Source organism: Leptospira kemamanensis (assembly GCF_004769665.1).
Lineage (GTDB): Bacteria > Spirochaetota > Leptospiria > Leptospirales > Leptospiraceae > Leptospira_A > Leptospira_A kemamanensis.
In genome coordinates this window covers 159084-178630 of record NZ_RQGG01000018.1, presented here as the reverse complement: position 1 = coordinate 178630, position 19547 = coordinate 159084, and the positions used below count along the sequence as shown (strand labels likewise).

At 37.0% G+C, this 19547-nt stretch carries 14 protein-coding genes and 1 pseudogene; 3 read left to right on the top strand and 12 right to left on the bottom strand.

What is annotated here, in order from left to right; all coding sequences use genetic code 11:
• The 6 genes and pseudogenes from EHQ59_RS07590 to EHQ59_RS07565 form a co-directional block, all read right to left on the bottom strand.
• Positions 1–661 (bottom strand): annotated as a pseudogene (locus EHQ59_RS07590) (TolC family protein); the annotation flags it as partial.
• A 53-nt stretch (positions 662–714) separates the two neighbouring features.
• Positions 715–3780, bottom strand: coding sequence for an ATP-binding cassette domain-containing protein (locus EHQ59_RS07585; protein WP_135618891.1), 3066 nt, complete (start codon positions 3778–3780; stop codon positions 715–717).
• A 2-nt stretch (positions 3781–3782) separates the two neighbouring features.
• A complete protein-coding gene (locus EHQ59_RS07580) occupies positions 3783–4886 on the bottom strand; it encodes a beta-barrel domain-containing protein (protein ID WP_135618889.1) in 1104 nt (367 codons plus the stop codon).
• Positions 4879–7944, bottom strand: a complete 3066-nt coding sequence (locus EHQ59_RS07575; RefSeq protein WP_135618887.1) for a peptidase domain-containing ABC transporter — start codon at positions 7942–7944, stop codon at positions 4879–4881. Before EHQ59_RS07575 ends, EHQ59_RS07580 begins: the two co-directional genes overlap by 8 nt.
• Positions 7945–9615, bottom strand: a complete 1671-nt coding sequence (locus EHQ59_RS07570; RefSeq protein WP_135618885.1) for a class I SAM-dependent methyltransferase — start codon at positions 9613–9615, stop codon at positions 7945–7947. It abuts the gene before it with no gap.
• Between the two features lie 6 nt (positions 9616–9621).
• Entirely contained in the window at positions 9622–10803 is a 1182-nt protein-coding gene (locus tag EHQ59_RS07565) for an acetyl-CoA C-acetyltransferase (protein ID WP_135618883.1), read from the bottom strand.
• Positions 10804–10907: 104 nt separating this feature from the next.
• Here EHQ59_RS07565 and EHQ59_RS07560 point away from each other — a divergent pair, with 104 nt between their 5' ends.
• The gene (locus tag EHQ59_RS07560) at positions 10908–12290 is read left to right on the top strand and encodes a DUF6938 domain-containing protein (RefSeq protein ID WP_244245434.1); all 1383 of its coding nucleotides are present in this window, start codon (positions 10908–10910) and stop codon (positions 12288–12290) included.
• Between the two features lie 15 nt (positions 12291–12305).
• Here EHQ59_RS07560 and EHQ59_RS07555 read toward each other — a convergent pair whose 3' ends face one another.
• Positions 12306–12614: an Hpt domain-containing protein gene (locus EHQ59_RS07555; protein ID WP_135618879.1), complete on the bottom strand. Its 309-nt coding sequence runs from the start codon at positions 12612–12614 to the stop codon at positions 12306–12308.
• 144 nt (positions 12615–12758) lie between these two features.
• On the opposite strand from EHQ59_RS07555, the gene lpxA reads away from it, so the two are divergent.
• Positions 12759–13565: an acyl-ACP--UDP-N-acetylglucosamine O-acyltransferase gene (gene lpxA, locus EHQ59_RS07550; RefSeq protein ID WP_135618877.1), complete on the top strand. Its 807-nt coding sequence runs from the start codon at positions 12759–12761 to the stop codon at positions 13563–13565.
• Positions 13562–14530 carry a UDP-glucose 4-epimerase GalE gene (gene galE / locus EHQ59_RS07545; protein WP_135618875.1) on the top strand — a complete coding sequence of 323 codons (969 nt, stop codon included), beginning with the start codon at positions 13562–13564 and terminating at the stop codon, positions 14528–14530. Before lpxA ends, galE begins: the two co-directional genes overlap by 4 nt.
• Here galE and EHQ59_RS07540 read toward each other — a convergent pair.
• The 5 genes from EHQ59_RS07540 to EHQ59_RS07520 are packed head-to-tail and all read right to left on the bottom strand — an operon-like array spanning position 14525 to position 19493.
• The gene (locus EHQ59_RS07540; protein WP_135618873.1) at positions 14525–15325 is read right to left on the bottom strand and encodes a M15 family metallopeptidase; all 801 of its coding nucleotides are present in this window, start codon (positions 15323–15325) and stop codon (positions 14525–14527) included. The genes galE and EHQ59_RS07540 overlap by 6 nt on opposite strands.
• Positions 15326–15339: 14 nt before the next feature.
• Positions 15340–17400, bottom strand: coding sequence for an ATP-dependent DNA helicase RecG (gene recG, locus EHQ59_RS07535; protein ID WP_208652336.1), 2061 nt, complete (start codon positions 17398–17400; stop codon positions 15340–15342).
• 5 nt (positions 17401–17405) lie between these two features.
• On the bottom strand, positions 17406–17807 hold the full coding sequence (locus EHQ59_RS07530; protein ID WP_135618869.1) for a hypothetical protein: 402 nt from the start codon (positions 17805–17807) through the stop codon (positions 17406–17408).
• Positions 17808–18812, bottom strand: coding sequence for a metallophosphoesterase family protein (locus EHQ59_RS07525; protein WP_135618867.1), 1005 nt, complete (start codon positions 18810–18812; stop codon positions 17808–17810).
• Positions 18813–19493 (bottom strand): hypothetical protein, encoded by a 681-nt coding sequence (locus EHQ59_RS07520; RefSeq protein ID WP_135618865.1) that lies wholly within the window; start codon positions 19491–19493, stop codon positions 18813–18815. It lies immediately after the preceding gene.
• Positions 19494–19547 lie beyond the last annotated feature (54 nt).

Below are 19547 nucleotides of genomic sequence, written 5' to 3'. Positions count from 1 at the left end.
CTTTTAATGTTTCTTCTAAAGGTAAAATTTTATATTCCCTTTCTGGGATTTGTTTTAAAGTTACATCCTTTAATAAAAACTTTCGTCTGAATATGGATTGGCTTTTTTGTTGGTCCAACCTTGACTTTATTGCATTGTACTTATAAAAGAAATAATCCACTTTTGAGTTTTGTGTGACCAAATAAGATTCAATTCCTTGTTTATAAAGTTTTTGGACAGTTTGGAATTGTTTGTCTGCATCTGATTCATTGGAAAAATCATAATCATAAAAAGCCAAAAGTTTTAATGTTTCTGCATATTGAAACGCTTGGTCAAACAATTCCTTTTGGTATAATGCTCGGTATTCCAAAAGCAATCGCTCGTATTCCAATTCTAAAATTAAGTTGGTAAAAACAGCATTCCCTTGCTCTTGAAAGTTCCAATTTAGATTTAAAGTGGTATTCCAACCTTTGCGATTGTATCCATCCCCTCGCAAGGATTCAAAAAAAGGAATATGATCTAAATTTACGGATGGTAAATAACGTAGATTTTTAGAATCGATATCTACTTTTTTCCGTTGAATTTCTATCTCTTTTAATTTCAGTTCATAAGATTTTTCACCAACTAACTTTGGCAAGTCTGTAAAATAAACAACTTCTCCTGCCAACTGAAAATTTGACATAATAAGGACTAAAATAAAATAGAAATTTTGACGTAGCGAGGTCACTACTTCAATTATCGGATCGCTTCTTGTTTAGAATGAAGTAATTGATAAATTCCGCCTTTAGAAAGTAGTTCTTTATGGCGTCCCTTAGAGTCTAGTTTCCCTCTCTCCAAAACAAAAATTTGATCATAGTGACGGATTGTATCCAATCGATGTGCAACGGTGATAATGGTGGCATTGGCAAATACAGAATTGATATGTGACAGAATTCTTAGTTCCGTTTCCTTGTCTAGTGCTGCTGTGGGTTCATCTAAAAGTAAAACCGTTGGCCTTTGCAAAAACAATCGGGCAAGGGAGATCCTTTGTTTTTGACCGCCGGAAAAACTAAATCCTCGATCAGCCAACTCCGTATCATATCCCAAAGGTAACTTAACAATATCATCATGGATGCAGGCAAGTTTCGCTGCTTCCACCACTTCACTCAATGTCGCTTCTGGTTTAGTGATGGAAATATTTTCTCGTACCGTTCCCGAGATTAGTGGATTTTCTTGAAAACATACTCCAATTTTGGTTCTTAAACTTGGTAACCAAATCTCGTTTAAAGGAATTTCATCAACCAAGATCTCACCTTGTTGAGGGTTATACAATCCTAACAATAATTTGATGATTGTAGATTTCCCACTTCCACTCCTTCCAACAAAGGCAACTTTTTTTCCTGCTTGGATTTTTAAGGTTAAATTTTGAATCCCTGATTCTGGTTTTTGGTTATCATAGGCAAAATTGATATTTCGAAATTCAATATCACCTTTTACTTCTGGCAAATCTACTTTGAACAAATTATCTTTATCCGAAATTTCGCTATCCAAGGACTCAAAACTTCTCAAACGGTTCCATGCTAAATTTGCTTTTTGAAATTTCAAAAAGTCATCATACAACGAAATGAGTGGTGACCTAATATAAGTGATCAAACCAACAATTGCATATAAGGTCCCTAAGGTGAGTTTGTCACTTAAGATCAGTAAACTTCCCACAAGTAAAACAACAACGATGGTAATTTGTTTGAAGAAATCAGTATTGGTAGAAAGGAGATTGGAATAAAATAATTTTTTACCTTCTGAATTGAGCTGTGTTGTTAATCTTTTTTCAAAGTCCCAACGATGGGAATAGGTAGCACCTAAATTTTTAATCGTTTCAAAACCATGAACAGATTCAATAAAGTAACTTAATGTTTCAGATCTCTTTAAAGATTCTTTTTTTGTTTCTTCGATGATTTTTGGTGATAGATATCGCAAAACAAGAAACTCGGGAATCATTAAAATAAATATAATGCCAAGTAAAAGTGGAGATAAAAACAAAAAGATGATGAATACGAAAGAACTAAAAATCAAATCAAAGATTTTCATAGCTCCTTGGTCTGAAAAAAATAAAATCACTGATTCAATTTCTTCCCAACGATTTAAGATCTCACCTTTTTTATTTCTTTCAAAAAAGGAAATTGGTAGAGAGATTAATTTCACCAAAAAACGAATCGCAATTGTTTGATTCACTCGATTACTTGTAAAAAAAATGACATTGGATCGAAAGTATCCTAAAAATGTTTGAGACAAACTCAATAATACAACCGCAAAGATCACAGGTAAAAAGAATTCTCGACTCTCTTGTAATAGTACAGCATCAATCAAATATAAATTCACGAGTGGAATGAATACTTCTAGACCTTTCAAAACAAAACTTGCCAGAATTCCCGCTTTTAAGTATTGGATCGCTGGTGAAAAATATTCACTAATCCCTGCGAAAAAACGATTTTTCCACTCAAAACTAGATTTAGGTAAAACTTTAGGTACAAAGTAAATCAGGATCGGAGAAGACTTCTTTTCCCATTCTTCTCTGGTTAAATTTGTTTCTCCATTTTCAGGATCAAGGATCGTTACAAATTTTTTTCCAATTTGTTTCACGATGACATACTTTGAATTTTCTAAAAAGTTTATGGTTGGAATCGAATTCACTTCCGATTCATGGTTTCGCCAATTGACGAAGTAACAATTTCCTTTTTCTTCTCCAAAACATTGTTTCCAATGGTGAGGAAGAATGTCATGATCGAAGTCAGGGAATAGTGGATCAGAATCATATTCTGCAAAAGAATATCCCCAATACTTAAATATCATCTTTCGACAAACATCACCTGATTGTGATTTGCCTTCTTGAAATAAAAAAGGAAATCGAATTTGATTTCGGATGGGAGGAGTAAACTTTAACTTAGGTAAAAAGTGAAATTGATCTTCTTCATAGATATTCGAAAATTCGTATTCGTTCTCATCAACTCTTTCGCCTAAATTTAGTTTTCGTTCGTTCATAATAGAACGAATCGTTATGAGTAAACTTTCTGATTTTTTAAAAAATGATTCTGCATGTTTTAAAGATAATTCATACACAAAACTATCTTCAATCGCAGTAACGGTTGCATTCCTTACTTTTTTTTCAAGAACACCCATCTCTCCCAAAACAGAACCAGCTTCCACATAAGAAAAATATTCTTTTTGCCAAGTAGACTTTGTCACTTTAAACTTACCTGATTTGATAAAAAACAAAGAGGAACTTTCTGTTCCTTCTTTAATCAAAACTTGTCCAGAATTGATTTTTCGTTTCACTAAAAGTTTGGAAAGTTCTTGGATTTCCGAATTGGAAAGTTTTCGAAAATATGGATGGATTCTCAGTTCATCTCGGAGTTGAACATTTTCCTTATATTCATCCCAAAGTTTTTTTCTTTGTTTGTCTGATAAAATAAATTTTGCAAACGATGCGGTAGGTAAAACCAATACTTTAGAGTTTTCTTCTACATAATATAGTTGTCTGCTTAAGGACTCGGATGAAAATTCAGGTACACCATAAATGGTTTCTTCTGTTAAGGTTTTGATGAGTAATTCGTTTTGATTGATTTTTAGTTTAACTTGGATTCTTCCCGTTTCCAAAATCAAAATGGGTATCGAATCATTTTCGGTTCCCACAATTTTATCACCGGCAACAAGGGAACGAAACTCAAATAAAGATAAAAGTTTTTTGATATCACTAACAGATAATAAAGATAAAAAACTATCTTCTTTTATCAAATCAGGAATTTCTCGTGCCTTAAGTTTCAAATTTAATTCCTTGGATCAGCGTATCTAAATAAAATTTGATAAATACTTTTTCGATCGATCACAATGTCAGCGACTACTTTTAATCCAGGAAACAATTGGAATTCCTTTCCATCTTGGTTTAAATCTTGGTTTCCAAGAATCATAATTACCGAAAAAGAATCTTTGTCTTTTGTATTCGGAATGATTTGGGAAACCGTACCTTCCACCACACCAAAATCATTTTGATGGAATGCTTTGACTTTGATTACAGACTTAAGACCAATTCTAATAGCACCAATATCTTTACTATTCACTTCAACGATTGCTTCTAATGGTTGACCTTCTTCCATAAGAGAAGCAACCGTTTGACCTCGAATGATGTTTTGCCCTACGTTATTGACTGCGAGCTCTCCAATGATACCAGAGAAAGGCATACGAATGACTGCATTGGCAACTCTCTCTTTCTTTAGTTTTGTATCACCACGTAGACTAGAGATGATATTTTCTTCTCTTTGAATCTCATCTTTTAGATTTCCAAATTCTTCATTAAACTCTAACAAACTTTGATCATAAATAAACTTTGCACCCACACCATTCTGAAAATCCATGTATGCTTTTTTAAGGTTTACAAATTTATTGAGTACACCTCCAGACAATGCAGAACCAGGATTGTTTTCTAAATTGTAAGCTAGATTTTTTAGAATTTTTTCAGCTTCTCTTTTGTTCCGTATGAGTCTCTGTAATTTCTTTTCTTCATATTCCAAATTGTTGGTATCTTTGGATAATTCAATTTGTTGTTCTGAAAATTCTAACTCCATAATGGGATCTCCCTTTTTTAGAAAATCCCCTGACTTCACATACAAATTGGTTAAGGTACCTGTCTCTAAGGCTTCCACCACATGGTAATTCCCCTTAGGTCTGATATTTCCATTTGCTTGCACAACGACATCAACTCGTCCCAAGATTAGAAACAAAACAAAACAAAGAAAAAAAACAGCAATTAAGTAAATTCCCTTCTTTTCCCAGTTAGGTGCTGGGTGTTTGAGAAGTTCATCATAATATGAGGCAGAATGTCTCGACTCCCAATTGGAATCTGTTTCTTTTAAATTTTTAAACTTCTTAAACATGACTTTCCTCCTCTGTAAACGTGGGGAACAAATGATAATAATAACCTTTTGTTTGGATGAGTTCTGCGTGAGTACCTACCTCAACGATTCGTCCTTCATCAAGTACCACAATCTTATCGGCACTGACAGTGCTATGCAATCGATGAGAAATTTGAATGACAGTTCTATCCTTAAAAACCGTTTCCCATTGAGATTGGATATGGGATTCTGTTTCTGAATCTAAAGCAGACGTTGGTTCATCTAAAAACAAGATACTTGGATTTGTGACAAGTGCCCTTGCAATGGCCAACCTTTGTTTTTGGCCACCAGACAATCCAACACCCGATTCCCCAATTTTGGTTTCATATTGCATGGGAAATCGTTCCACAAATTGATCAACAGAAGCAAGTTTTGCACCAGCTAACAACGCTTCTCCGGGTAGGGATGGATTTTTTTTTGATAAATTTTCTAAAATGCTACCTGAAAACAAAATTGGATGTTGTTCTACGGCTCCAAATTGAATTCTAACTTCTTCAGGGTCCAAAGTAGATAAATCAAATGAATCTACGAAAACCTTTCCTTGGGTGGGAGATAAAGTTCCCATCATGATTCGCATCAAAGTAGTTTTCCCACAACCACTCCGACCAACAATCGCAACTTTTTCCCCTGCTTCGATTTCCAAATCAATATCTTTTAAGATATCAGGGGAGCCTTCTCTATAACGAAAACTGATATGATCTAATTTGATTTTTCCAGTAAGACGAGGAAGTTCACCAAACGGCCGCAAACTAATCGTTTCACCTGGCAAAGAGTAAATTTCCGACAATCGCATTCTGGACTCGCGTAATTCACTTAGATCTTCATAAAGATGACAAAGCCTTACGATAGGTTCCATTAGCAGTGAATACAAAATCAAAAATCCTAAAAAACTACCAAGAGATAATTGTTCATTCAAAACTTGATTTACCCCATAGGTAATCACTGCCACGAGTCCAATTTGTTCAAAAAACTTACTGACAAGTTCTAAAATTTGAACCCGTTTCCCAACTCGCAGATTTGTAAGAATGGTCCTTGCGATTTCATTTAATCCCTTGGAAAGATAACGACTTTCAATAGAAGATGACTTAATGATTTGGATACCTGAAAAAAGAGATAAAAAGAAAGTTGTGGTTTTCTTTTTGGATTCAAAACTATGTTTTTGTAATTTTTTGATTTTGGAGCTGGAACGAACCACTACCAAAGAATAAATGATCAGAAAAAATAATCCAAGAAAGGATAACCCAACATCCAAACGGAACAAAATGAAAAGATAAATTGGCAATGTAATTAAATCTAAAACCAAAAACAATCCAGATCGTTGCGTAATTTCCAAGATCCTTTGATTTTCCTTTAATCTTTGCGTAAAATCTCCTGTTTCAAATTTCCGAAACTCAGGCAAAGTTAAATTCAGAATATGTTGGAAAAATCTTACAAAATAATTATATTCTAAATTTTGCATGAGCCCAATCGAAATCAAATTTCTAAATAGAGAGAACATCGTTTGAAAAAAAACGGCAAAAGTGACACCAATGACGATCGTAAATAAGTAGTTTCGATCTGAAAACACCAGAACTTGGTCTACAACTTGACGCACTAGATATGGTAAAGACAGAGATAAAATGGCAGAGAAGAAGGTTGCCACCATCACCCAACGGATTTCTTTTTTTTTCGGACTAAACAACATCCTTAGTTCTTTAAAAAAACTCAGTAAACTGACTTCGGCTGATAAACTGGCAGGAGCAACTGAAAATTGTAAGATCACACCATCCCAAATTTTGAGAAATTGATCTTTGCTTAATTCATAAACTCCTTTGATCGGATGTGATATTAGAACTGCATCCAATTCTGAATCTACCAAATACAATAAACATGGTATGTTTTCATCATCTGTAATGAAAACTGGATTCTCCAAGTTTGTTAACTCTATAAATGGAATTTGTAATTGTTTGGTTAAAAATCCATGTTTTTCTAATTCGATCGCAAGTTCAAAAATACCTGGGATCATATTGCGACTTAATTCATTTTTGATTCTAATTTTCCAATTGGAAGGAAGTGGTTTATCAAAAACTCGTAGTGCCAGTTCCGAACAAACCAAACCAACCAAACTCAATTGATCTGTTGTTACTTGTTCAATTAAAATGGTTTCTGTCGGTTTTTTGATTTCATAACGTTTGGAAACAAACGGTCGAATTGAATTTTCTTCTTTTTCTTTTGATTTGTAAGTGGAATATCGTAGTAACCTAGATTGAACAATCTCTTCTAGTTTGTTACCCTTTTCTGCACCAATCACCTTTCGAAAGATAGTTCCAGGAATTTGATACAGTTCGGAATCTTCGGCTGTGACAGCACTTGCCAAACGTTTCTGTTGTTTGAAGATGGCAATTTCACCGAGGATATCTCCCGATTTCATAATCGATATGATTTTCCTTGGGTTCTCCGTTCGAATTTGTACCTTACCTGATCGGACAATGTAAGCCGATTCCCCCTCTTCTCCTTCCACAAAAATGAACTCTCCTTGTGGAACTTTGATGAGTTGGATCGATTTTAAAATGGATTTGATTTCATCAGGAGAAAGTTCATCAAAAAAACTTAGTTTTCTTACATAATGAAATTTTTCTTGTTCTTCTTCTCGATGTTTAGCTTTCTGTGCAATCTCTGGATGTGAATCCACTAACTTCAAAAAACGAGAAGTAGGTAATAATAAAACTATGGATGGTTCTAACGCATAATAATCATGTTTCGAAGGAGTTTTGGTTAATGTAATCCTCTCACCAATAGATTCACCAACTTCAACAAATGCATAACGTCCTAAATTTAGGTCCTGTTTGTTTTGTTTCATACCAAATTTTCCTGTGAGCACAAAATGAATGTGTTCAGGCATTTGGTTTGCTTTGATTAAAGTTTGTCCGATCCTTAAAAATTTTAATTCAATAAAAGGTAAAAGTGCTTCTCTTTCCGTTTCTTCTAATTCTGCTAATAGATAATTGGTTCGAAAGACTGCACGAATTTTATCTAGATTGCGCCTAACATCAGATAACATTTATTTTTCCGCTAACAATAACATATGTGTCACTGGAAAATCAAAGGGAACCAAGTCTTCCGATTTGTTTGGATTTTGTGAGTTTGAGATAAAGAGTTTTACCTTACCTTCATATCGATTTTTGACCAACCACTGATTTCGATATTCAGAAGATTGAGGAGAAATTCGAAATCCAATGGATTCTAAATTTTTTTTCCACTCATCAAAACTCCAAAAACAAAAAGATTCATGCATTTCACTATCCCAATTGTCCGTGTAATCCTTTTTGGAAAGATATTCGCAAATGTCTTTGAGTTTCATACGGTGGTATTCTATACCATCGACGTAAATGGCACTCGTCCTAAGCACATAACCTTCTTCTTTACGAAAGTCCTGTTGGAATTGGAAAAATCGTTCTTTGGTGGATAAAGAGTCGAGGTATTCTTTGAAATTGGAAAACTCTTCGGGACTACGGCCGTGATTTCTACTCGAGTCCTCTTCCATCCAAACAAATACTTCCCTTTCTTTGTCTTCGGGGCCTACCACATCCCGATTGATCCAGACCCCACCCATCACGAGTTCCTCATACCGATTTTTGAGAAAGGATAGTAGTTGTGACCGACCCCCATAGGACTCGATCTCATGCGTGAGAGAAGAGGTATGAATTGTATTCATACTCATCCTTGGAAAAACAAGTCCACTCACAGCATTCTTTCGTAAAAAGAAAACATTGGAATTTGCAAACTCACCATTTTCTTTTCTTTGTTCACAGATCTGGTAAAGATGACGTGCAATCTCCACTCCATAAAAATCAGACTCGGCAAAATTCGGATCTTTACCAACTAGTTTGATCCAAGAACCAACGGCACATCCAATGTCGCCAATGCGACCTGGTTTCACATATGGTTTGGTCTCTTGGAATTTGAGTTCGGCGATTTCATCCATCTCACGAACATAAGTATTATAATCTCTTGATTCTGTTAAATCTCCATCATCACCAATTAAGGTGTCAGAAAACAACATATCTACTTTTTCAAAAAGACCGTAGTCTTTCCACAAACGGATGCAAGCTGGGTCTAGGCTTTTAAGGATTGCTTCATCGGAAGAAGGAATTTGGATTGGATGATCACTATTTGATTGGGCAAGAGATCCAGAAGGATTTTTGTTTTCGGCTTCTTGTTTTCGTTTGGAGACAATGTCTTCCAATTCTTCCCAAGGAAGTTTTGCATAAAAGGAAAGTTTGGGTCCTGGAACTTTTTCCACAGGAAGCACAAAAAAACCAAGTTCCAAATACAAATTGGCAACTGGTGTGGAACAAAGAACGATCGTATTTTCTTTTGTTAACTGAAGTTTCAGTTCTGTTTCCACTTCAATTTTTTTTAATGTATACGAAGCAAAGTTAGGTGACTGACCAACATCATCGATGGGAATCACAAAACTAGGAATGCAGAGTTCCCTAGAAAAATCCTGAATCATCATTGCCCTTTGGTAAAGGGAAAGTGGATTGCGTCTTGTGTTGTTATGATTGGCCGAAGTAACGGCAAAGATGATGGCAGTTGGGTGTTTGGAAATCGATAATGGATTTCCAAACACATCCAAGGCTTCCGAGAGTCCATGTTTTACCAAATGGAGTAAATACTCTTTTTGGTACCTGGTGAGGAGATGGTGACGCCCCGGAAGGAGTAAGTACATTTTGTACTATGCTTTAGGGTTTTCTAAAACAATCGCGATTCCTTGTCCTCCACCGATACAAAGGGAAGCAACACCATACTTCACACCTCGTCTTTGCATCTCAAGAGCCAATGTCAAAGTCACACGGTTCCCAGAAGCTCCGAGTGGATGTCCAATCGCAACAGCTCCACCATTGACATTGGTGATTTTTGGATCCAAACCAAGTTCTTTTTGAACCGCTAAGTACTGTGCTGCGAACGCTTCGTTCACTTCCACAAGACCAATGTCTTTTAAACTGAGACCTGCTTTTTGTAACGCAGCAGGGATTGCAATCGCAGGACCAATTCCCATCTTCGATGGTTCGCAACCAGCATGACCCCAGGACTTCACAATCGCGAGTGGTTCTTTGCCGAGTTTTTTTGCTTGGGATGCGGAAGCTACGATGAGTGCAGAAGCACCGTCATTGATTCCAGATGCGTTTCCTGCAGTTACGGATCCATCTTTTTTGAATGCTGGTTTTAAAGTAGCAAGTTTTGTAGCACCCGCTTTTCCTTTGATGAATTCATCTTTATCAAATACAATTGGGTTTTTGCCACTGATAGTGATAGGATGAATTTCTTCTTTTAGAATTCCTTTGTTAGTTGCTTCTTCAGCTCGTTCTTGTGAAGTTGCTGCCCAAGCATCTTGTTCTTCTCGGGAAATTTTGTATTGGTCAGATAGATTTTCTGCCGTCATTCCCATCGGAAGTTCCACATAAATGTCTGTTAAACCTTGTGCGAGTGAATCTTCAAATTCAGCATTTCCATAACGAACGCCAAATCTTGCATTTCGCACTACATAAGGTGCATTACTCATGGATTCCACTCCACCAGCAAGAACGGTATGAGCCTCACCTAACATGATTTTTTTGGCAGCTTGGATCACTGCTTCCATTCCTGAACCACAAAGCCTGTTGAGTGTTAATGCAGGACTTGCAATCGGAACTCCTGATTTTAACCCGATGTGACGAGCCAAATAAATTCCGTCTTTTCCTGTTGGGATAACATTTCCAAAAATACTTTCTTCAATTATAGAAGGATCAACTCCAGTTTTTTGGAGTGCTGCTTTTGATACTTCGACCCCAAGGTCTACGGCACTCATGTCTTTGAGTGTTCCGCCAAAACTACCGAATGCGGATCTCAGTCCGCCCAAAATGTAAACTTGTTCCATAGATACCAGGAATGGGCAAAATTGGTCACCTGTCAGCTAAGAATTGAAATTTCACTTGAAAGAGAATGCCACTTAAATAGACTTCCTGCATGAATCGAGAACCAATGTTCGGCCTAGACACAGGTTTTATTTCCAAACAAACCGCAGGCCTCATTCGAGGGATCCTCCAAAAACGTTATTCCATTGGAGAAAGCTCCATTCCCTTATTTTCTTCCCCTTCGCCTCTGTATCCAGGTTTGGAACTCATTTCCGACAAAGGGCAAAACCCAATCGAAACGAGATTGGTTGTGGGAAGCATTCGGATGGGATACGGCCACCACAGAATGGCACTTTCTGTGTATTCCCATTCTTTGCAAAAAAACATCCCCACCTATTTGCATGACTTACTTGCCATCACATCTCCTGAGTCCAAAGCCATTGCGGACATTGATTCCGGTTATAGTTTTTTTTCTAGGATGAGTTCTGAAATTGGTGGGCCTGTGGAATGGGTTTGGGGACAACTTATGTCCCAAGGAAATCTTACCTCTCTTGAATTATCATGCCAACTTGCCGAGTTGTACAAAGGTCTTATGAATGGGATCCCAAAAGAAAGCCCAGTGATCACCACATATCCGTTAAATGGTCAAATTGCAGTGGCCTCTGGATTCAACAAAACCATCCATCTCATTTGTGATAACTACCCACAGTATTACTTACTCGTACCTGGAGCTTTGAACTTAGTCCAATCTCCTTCCTCTTATACCAAGTTCATTGAGATGGGAGTTCCCAAAGACAATATCGCTGTCGCTGGACATTGGGTTTCAGAAGACATTGTTTCCAATGCAGTGACTGATTCGGAAAACCGAGTGAGAAGAATTGATTCCAAAAAAGTCAGAAGGTTTTTAATTCCGATCGGTGGAGCGGGTGCACAAAAAGGATATATATTAGATCTCATTCGATTGACCAAATCCTATCTCACCAACAAAAAAGCCGTGTATTGGATTAACACTGGTGACCATGTGAAAGTTCTTAAGGCAATCGAAGAGTATTTGATCTTTCAAAAAATACCTTATCTATCGATTGATTCTTGGGAAGACTTACTCACTTTCATTACGCGTCATCCTTTAAGATCGGATGATCACGAAAACAATCCTCCTGTTGTATTATTTCATTTTCCAACTCACACAGAAGCATTTTCTGCAACAGACAAATTGATTCGCATTGCAGATGTTCTTGTGACCAAACCATCTGAGTTGGCTTTTTTTCCGATTCCTAAACTCTTTATCCGCAGGGTAGGAGACCATGAAGCAGCCTCTGTTGTACGTTCTTTGGAACTCGGAGAAGGAACTGTGGAGTGCAGGGAAGTAATGCATGCAAAAGAACTGGTTCAAATTTTTACCGAGTCCGATGATTTGTTACTCAGAATGAACGAGTCCATCATTAAAAATACGATCGAAGGGATTTATAGCGGAAGTAAAACGGCCGTCGAGATGGCGACCGCTAAATGAACTAAAAATAAGAACTTAAGAAGAAAACTTTTTTTCTAACTCTTGTTTGGTGGCATCCCAAATTCCTGCAATTTTTTTCCCTTCTGTGACGGAAGTATCTACATCCCCTTCCTTTACAAGTGCTTCTGCTTTCACCACTACTTCCGAAAGTGCAGTTAGTCCAAAATTGGCGGCCACACCTTTGATTTGGTGAAGTTCCGATTGTAGATCTTTGGGATCTTTGGCTACCATAAGCCGGTCCAAATTTTGAACACGAGTTGCCATATTTTCCAAAAGCGAAGTGATCATTTCCTTCAGCCATGCCTGGTCTTCCGGATCATTCATATCAACTAGAGATTCTATACGCGACCAGTCTATTAACAAGTTCACACCACCCTCTCAAAAGATAACAGACTCATAAAAGCGTGTAAATTACATTTTAAAAAATCATTTGCAGGGCTTTCGAATTGGTTTTTTTTGTAAATCAATATGAAAATTCACCCCACCGCCATCATCGATCCCAAAGCGGAATTGCATGAGTCCGTAGAAGTTGGACCATTTTGTATCATCGAAAAAGATGTCAAAATTGGAGAAGGTACTGTCATCGAATCCCACGTGAAAATTTTGTCTGGGACCCGCATTGGTAAGTTTAACAAAATTTCCTCGGGCGGAAGTTACGGTGGATTGCCACAAGATTTGGCTTTCAAACCTGAAACCAAAACCTATTTAGAAATCGGGGACCACAACCACTTTCGGGAAAATGTCATTTTCCACAGGGGGACTGTAGAAGGTAAAGCAACGGTTGTCGGAAATCATAATTACCTAATGGGGAATGTCCATATTGCGCATGACGTAGTGGTCGGAGACCATAACATCATGGTTCAAAATACAATGCTCGCAGGTCACGTAGTCATCGGAAACAAAGTCTTCATTTCTGGATCTGTTGGGGTTCACCAATTTGTAAGAGTAGCCGATTATGCTATGTTAGCAGGTCTTACTAAAGTAGTCAAAGACGTTCCTCCATATGCGACAGTGGATGGCCATCCAGGACTGATCGTAAGTTTGAATGTGGTTGGTATGAAACGTGCAGGAATTTCTGCAGACGTTCGTTTGGCTATCAAACGAGTTTACAAAGTCATTTACCACAGTGGATTTAACACAAAACAAGCATTAGCTGAGCTTAAGAAAGATCCAAACCCAGCTCCTGAAGTACAAAAAGTAATCGAATTCTTTGAAACAAGTAAACGTGGTGTTGTTGATCACCGATTTGTTTCTGGTGGATCCGACGAAGAATGAGAGTTCTCGTTACCGGGGGAGCCGGTTATATTGGAAGTCACATTGTCCTAGAACTAATGGAACTTGGACATGAAATCATCATCGTAGATGATATGCAAAAAGGAAACGAAGCCAATTTGTTTCCTGGAAATGAATTTATCAAAGGTGAAATCCAAGATCCAGAAATTCTAAAAAAAGCTTTTTCCAAAAAGGTTGATGCCGTATTTCACTTTGCCGCTTGGAAAGCAGCAGGCGAATCCATGACAGATCCACTCAAATACACAATGAATAATTTGAATGGAACCTTCACTTTGTTAAATGCAATGGTAAACTACGGTTGCCAATATTTTGTTTTTTCATCCTCTGCAGCAGTGTATGGAGCACCAAAATACTTACCAATTGATGAAAACCATCCTTTACAACCAGAGAATTATTACGGATATACAAAACTTTGTATCGAAGAAAATCTCGAATGGTTTGATAAACTTAAAAATTTAAAATCAGCAAGACTTCGTTATTTCAATGCCGCTGGTTATGATCCAAAAGGTCGCATCAAAGGTTTAGAAAAAACTCCAGCCAATTTACTTCCTATCATTATGGAAGCGGCATCTGGAATGCGGAATGGTTTTGAAATTTATGGAAACGATTATGAAACAGAAGATGGAACTTGTGTTCGTGATTATATCCATGTCAGTGATTTAGCAAAAGCCCATGTTTTGGCCCTAAACTACATCATGTCAAATAATCAAAGTTTAACGGTGAATTTAGGATCTGAATCTGGTTATTCCGTTAAGGAAATGACCGATTTATCAGAAAAGGTTGTTGGAAAACAAATTCCTCACAAAACAGCTCCTAGGCGACCTGGAGATCCAGCAAAGTTACTTGCCTCTTCTAAAAAAGCAAGGGAACTACTAAACTGGAAACCAATTTACAGTGATGCAGAAACCCTACTATCTAGTATGTGGAATTTGTATAAAAACTTATAAATTTGTGGAAGTGATCTTTTCACATTCCGGGTTGATGGATCTTACATAATCCATAGCCCGGTCACCTAACACCTCTGCTCCCATAAAACTACCTTCCAATTTGATTTCACCTAATTGAAATGATTTTACCCACTCTTTTGTGAGTTGGTTTGAAATTGGGGCATAGGACCAGTGCCATTTTTCTTCTTGGTATCCCTTATTGTTCCGAGTGGAGAGTGGGCTATACGGCTGGCAAAATCCATACTTCGCGGCATTTTCTTTTAGCCAGTTGTATAAAATTTTTCCTTTTCCATTGGACTCAAAATAACCGTTGTCCAAGGCATTGAGATCAAAATCAGTTCCCCAATGGTGGCGAGAGGTTCCTGGCGCACTAGAAAATTCTAAAATCAAACCAATGATTTCTTCCGATGACTTTCCTTTGATCGGTATCCGCATTTGTTTTTTGCCAGTAAACTTTGATTCCCAAATTCCTTTTTGGTGGCTGAAATTACGAAAACTAGAAACCAAAAAGATATGTTGTTTATAAGAACTCGGTTTTGATTCTTCAAAATCATTGATCATCTTATAAAGTGCTTTTTTTACGTCGGGACGTAAAAAATGTTCTTTGGAATCTTCTTCCAGTATAACAGGCGATAACGGCCCAGGTGAGTTAAACTTTCCGGTTAAGTAAGAAATCTTATCAACGCCTAAATATAAATCAGGTGAGGTTTGTTTGATCGGTTTTTCACCGCATACACATGATAATGATAACAAAAACAGAAATAAAAATTTCGTTCGGAACATGATTAGGTTCATTTAAAAATCTTGGACTAATTCGCAAATAAAAATTTGCCTTCGCTAAACCTTGTCATCAATTCTGAAACTTCTTTTGGATCATCTAATGGAATGGATCCTGCATCTTCCTTTGCTTCCTCTAACAGATCACGATCCAAAACCAAATCGGCAATTTTAAATTCAGGAAGCCCACTTTGTTTGACTCCCAAAAGCTCTCCTGGTCCACGAATCGCGAGATCTTTTTCCGCTAAAAAATAACCATCATTGGATGTAACCAGTGCTTCCAAACGATCCCGTCCTTCATCACTGATAAAATCCCCAGTCATCAAAATACAAAAACTTTCTATATCACTTCTTCCAACACGACCACGTAACTGGTGTAATTGGGAAATTCCAAATCGATCTGCATGTTCCACAACTAAGATGGTTGCGTTGGGAACATCCACACCCACTTCCACAACGGTAGTGGTAACCAAAATTTGAATTTCGCCTGATTTGAATTTTTCCATCACAGATTCTTTTTCTGCACTTTTCATTTTACCATGTAAAAGTCCAATTTTAAGATCAGGAAATACATTGGTTCTTAAATTTTCATACGCAACGGTACAAGATTCTAAGTCTACTTTTTCAGATTCTTCTACTAATGGATAAACGATATAACATTGCCTTCCTGAATTGACATACTTTCGAATGGAATTGTATACACCTGTTCTACGATCTTCTTTGTACCAACGAGTATCGATGGGTTTACGACCTTTTGGTTTAGTTTTAATATTCACGAGAGTTAAGTCCCCATACAATGTCAGACAAAGTGTCCTGGGTATGGGTGTGGCAGTCATCGCCAAGATATCAGGATTTTTCCCTTTGGAACGAATGGTTTCCCTTTGGTCCACACCAAACTTGTGTTGTTCATCAATGACCACAAAACCCAAATCGGAAAATATCACATCTTCTTGTAAAAGAGAGTGTGTTCCAATAATGATGTTGGACTCCCCCGTTTTGATCCGGCTCAATTTCTCTGCTCTGGATTTTTTGTTTTCGCCACCTAATAATAGTTCAATTCCAAGGAATGGCATATTTCCCATAAATTTATAAATGGTTTGGTAGTGTTGCCTTGCGAGAATTTCTGTTGGGGCAAGGAATGCCACTTGGATGTGGTTATCGATATAGTGAAGTCCCACAAGTAGTGCTGTGATGGTTTTTCCAGAACCAACATCCCCTTGTAATAAAAAAGCGGAAGGAGAATCAACATTTGTTTTGGATAGAATTGTTGTGACTGCTGTTTTTTGATCTTCGGTCAATTCAAACGGAAGATTTTTTTCTAAATTTGCGCGAGATGGTGAATTGGGAAGAGGCCATAACAAACGTTTGACTTTTTGTCGTTCCCTTTGTTTGTATAAAAGTAATCTTTGGAAATAAAAAAACTCCTCATATGCAAATCGTTTTCGTGCAATTTGTACGGTTTCCATCGTATCGGGGAAGTGGATCTTACGAAAGGATTCATCACGGCCGAGTAATTTTCTTTTTTTGATGAATATGGATGGGAGATTTTCTGCGATCTCACCACTTTCCAATACTTGGTGGATGAGTTTGCGTAATCCTTTGGAATCCAAACCATCTTCTTTTAATGCTTCGGTTGATGGATATAATGGAATGATCCTTCCTGCATGAATCGAATCTTCTGGATCCTCTGCATCCGATAAAAACTCATATTCAGGATGAATGATTTGATACCCTTTGAAGTATTCTAACTTTCCCGAAACCACAACTTTTTTATCAATGCTAAACAGTTTGTGGAAAAAATTAACTCCTCTAAAAAATACTAAATTGATCCTTTCGTTATTTAAGGTACGAAATCCAACTAGGAGTCGACTTTTTTTACCGTGCACAATGTAACTATCAACAATACTACCAAGTAAAGTGACAACATCACCTTGTTTTAAGATAATATCTTTAGTGAAATTGCGATCTAAGTAACGCCTTGGAAAATAAGTTAACAGTTCGTAATATGTAGAGACCCCATGTTCTAATAATACAGATTTCCGTTTGGGTCCAATCCCTTTTAAGTTGGATAAACTTTGCGTTACATCAAGCATGTTGGTTATATTTCATCCGTTGCTTTGGGTGGACCAAAAGGATTTTCATTCCCTATTGTGGGATTTGGATTATTTTTTTCGGAATCTAATATGAGATAACAATACTTACATCCATAAATTTGTGCCTGTTTTTTACCTTCACTATTGGTATAAGTAGAAATTGCTGCATATAAATACTCATCTTTGCGTAAAACTGTTCCACAAACAGGACAAAGGCGAAGCCTTGGAAGATTTGGATCTTTTTCCTTTCCATACACTTTACGTGGATCTCCCACTCTGAGATTTTCTTCTTTTTTAAGGCGTTCTTTTTCTTTTTGATTTAAACTTTGATTATCAACAGCAGAGAGTGCATATAAAAAAAAGGCTACTGTAAACAAAACGCCACAAATCGTTAGAAAGGTGACCATTTAATTTCCTCGAATGTAATCTTCGGAACTCACAGTGGAGATTGGATTTTGAGAAATGAGTTTTAATTGTTTTTCGGAACAATCTACTTCAATTAATGTATGCCAATCCTCACCTCTCAGTTGGCAAAGGTTGGATTGTACAACATCTTTTCCATCTAGAACAATTTCAGCAAAATACCCACCTTCTTGGAATCCATGTAACGAATCCACCGCACCGAAGTTAGATGGATTGATAAAAACAGTATTTCTTGTTTTTTTGATTCCTTGGTCTTCGTGAACATGACCAGATACCACAAGAGAAGGAGATTCATCATCCAAATACCGACGAATTCCTTGGCTGCCACATTTCCCAACACCTGGGATCGTATCAAAATACCCATATGCAGGATTATGAATCCAACAGATATCAGGAAGCTCTTCCCGAAAGAAATCCTCTGGTTCACTATAGTTTTTTCCATTTTTTGTGTACTCATGGAATACTACGGTTAGTTTTTCAGGAATCCCCGAAGTCCAAATGGGGGCACCACCATAACCAGAAACTTTGATATTTCGAAATTCAAAACTTTTACGATGTAATTCCCGTTGGTATAACTCTGTGTATTGTAAATCCAAATCATAATTCCCCGGCAAACAATATACAGGTGATTTCGCATACTTCAGAATGAGTTTTTCGATGATTTCGTATTTCTCTTTCATAGTTTTAGCAGCTAACTTGTATAAGTCTCTATACTTTTGTGATTTTTCTACAATCGCTGTGGAGTATTTTTCTGGAAAACGAATGGCATGAGTTGTAAAATCAAAAGGTGTGGAATCATCTTTTCTTTCTGTTAAAAGATAATACAATTCTTCTTGGACACCACAAAAATCAATGATACGATCAAATGAAAAAAATGCTTTGTAAATGATATCGCCAGAAAATAAATAGAGGTCTGCTTCCGTCGTTTGCAGAATTCTTTTTAGGCCGTGTAGCCCGTCATGGATATCTGTAAGATAAATAATCTTCATTTATTCATTTTCCCAGAGTAACATCTGAATATCACGATCCTCTTCTATATAATCGATCTTGAGATATTCTGGACCAAAAAAATCGACGAGTGGTTTTAATATTGTAGAAGATCTAACAAAGATATACAATTCATTATTGTCAGCGACTAGATACTGGATTTCGATTTTCCCAGCGATTGTTGGTACTAAATTTAAAAAATAATTGAGATCAAATAATAACTCCCATTGCAAACCAGTGATAGATAAAATATGGGGTGCAGCATGGATGATGGATTCAAAAACCTTTTTTTTGTGGAAAGGATCAATTTTAACAAACCACCTAACAAAATCAAAACGCCTAGGTTTTGTATCCCAAACTCGATATCCTACAATTTTTAAGCGGGCTTTATTATCTTTTACTAACACGGGTTTGAGTCTAACTCGATACCGAATGGAATTTACCTTTAGGAATCTGGCAATCCATAGCCATTCCATGCGGTAAGTCCCAGTTAAAATCACTTCCCCTTTGGCAGATCCCACTTCCATACTCTCCAAGTCTGGATCCTCTGCGATGATTTCCGTTTGTATGACTTTCTTTAAGCTACCGAGGAGCAAGGTAACTTTATAATTACTCTTTGGGACCACTTTTGGTGGCAAAAAGAGATTGAGTGGATTGAAACGGAGAAGATCCGTTAAAAGCATATTTTAATTTTATTTTCTATTGCCTTTTTGGAAAGCAGATTTAGAATACAGAAC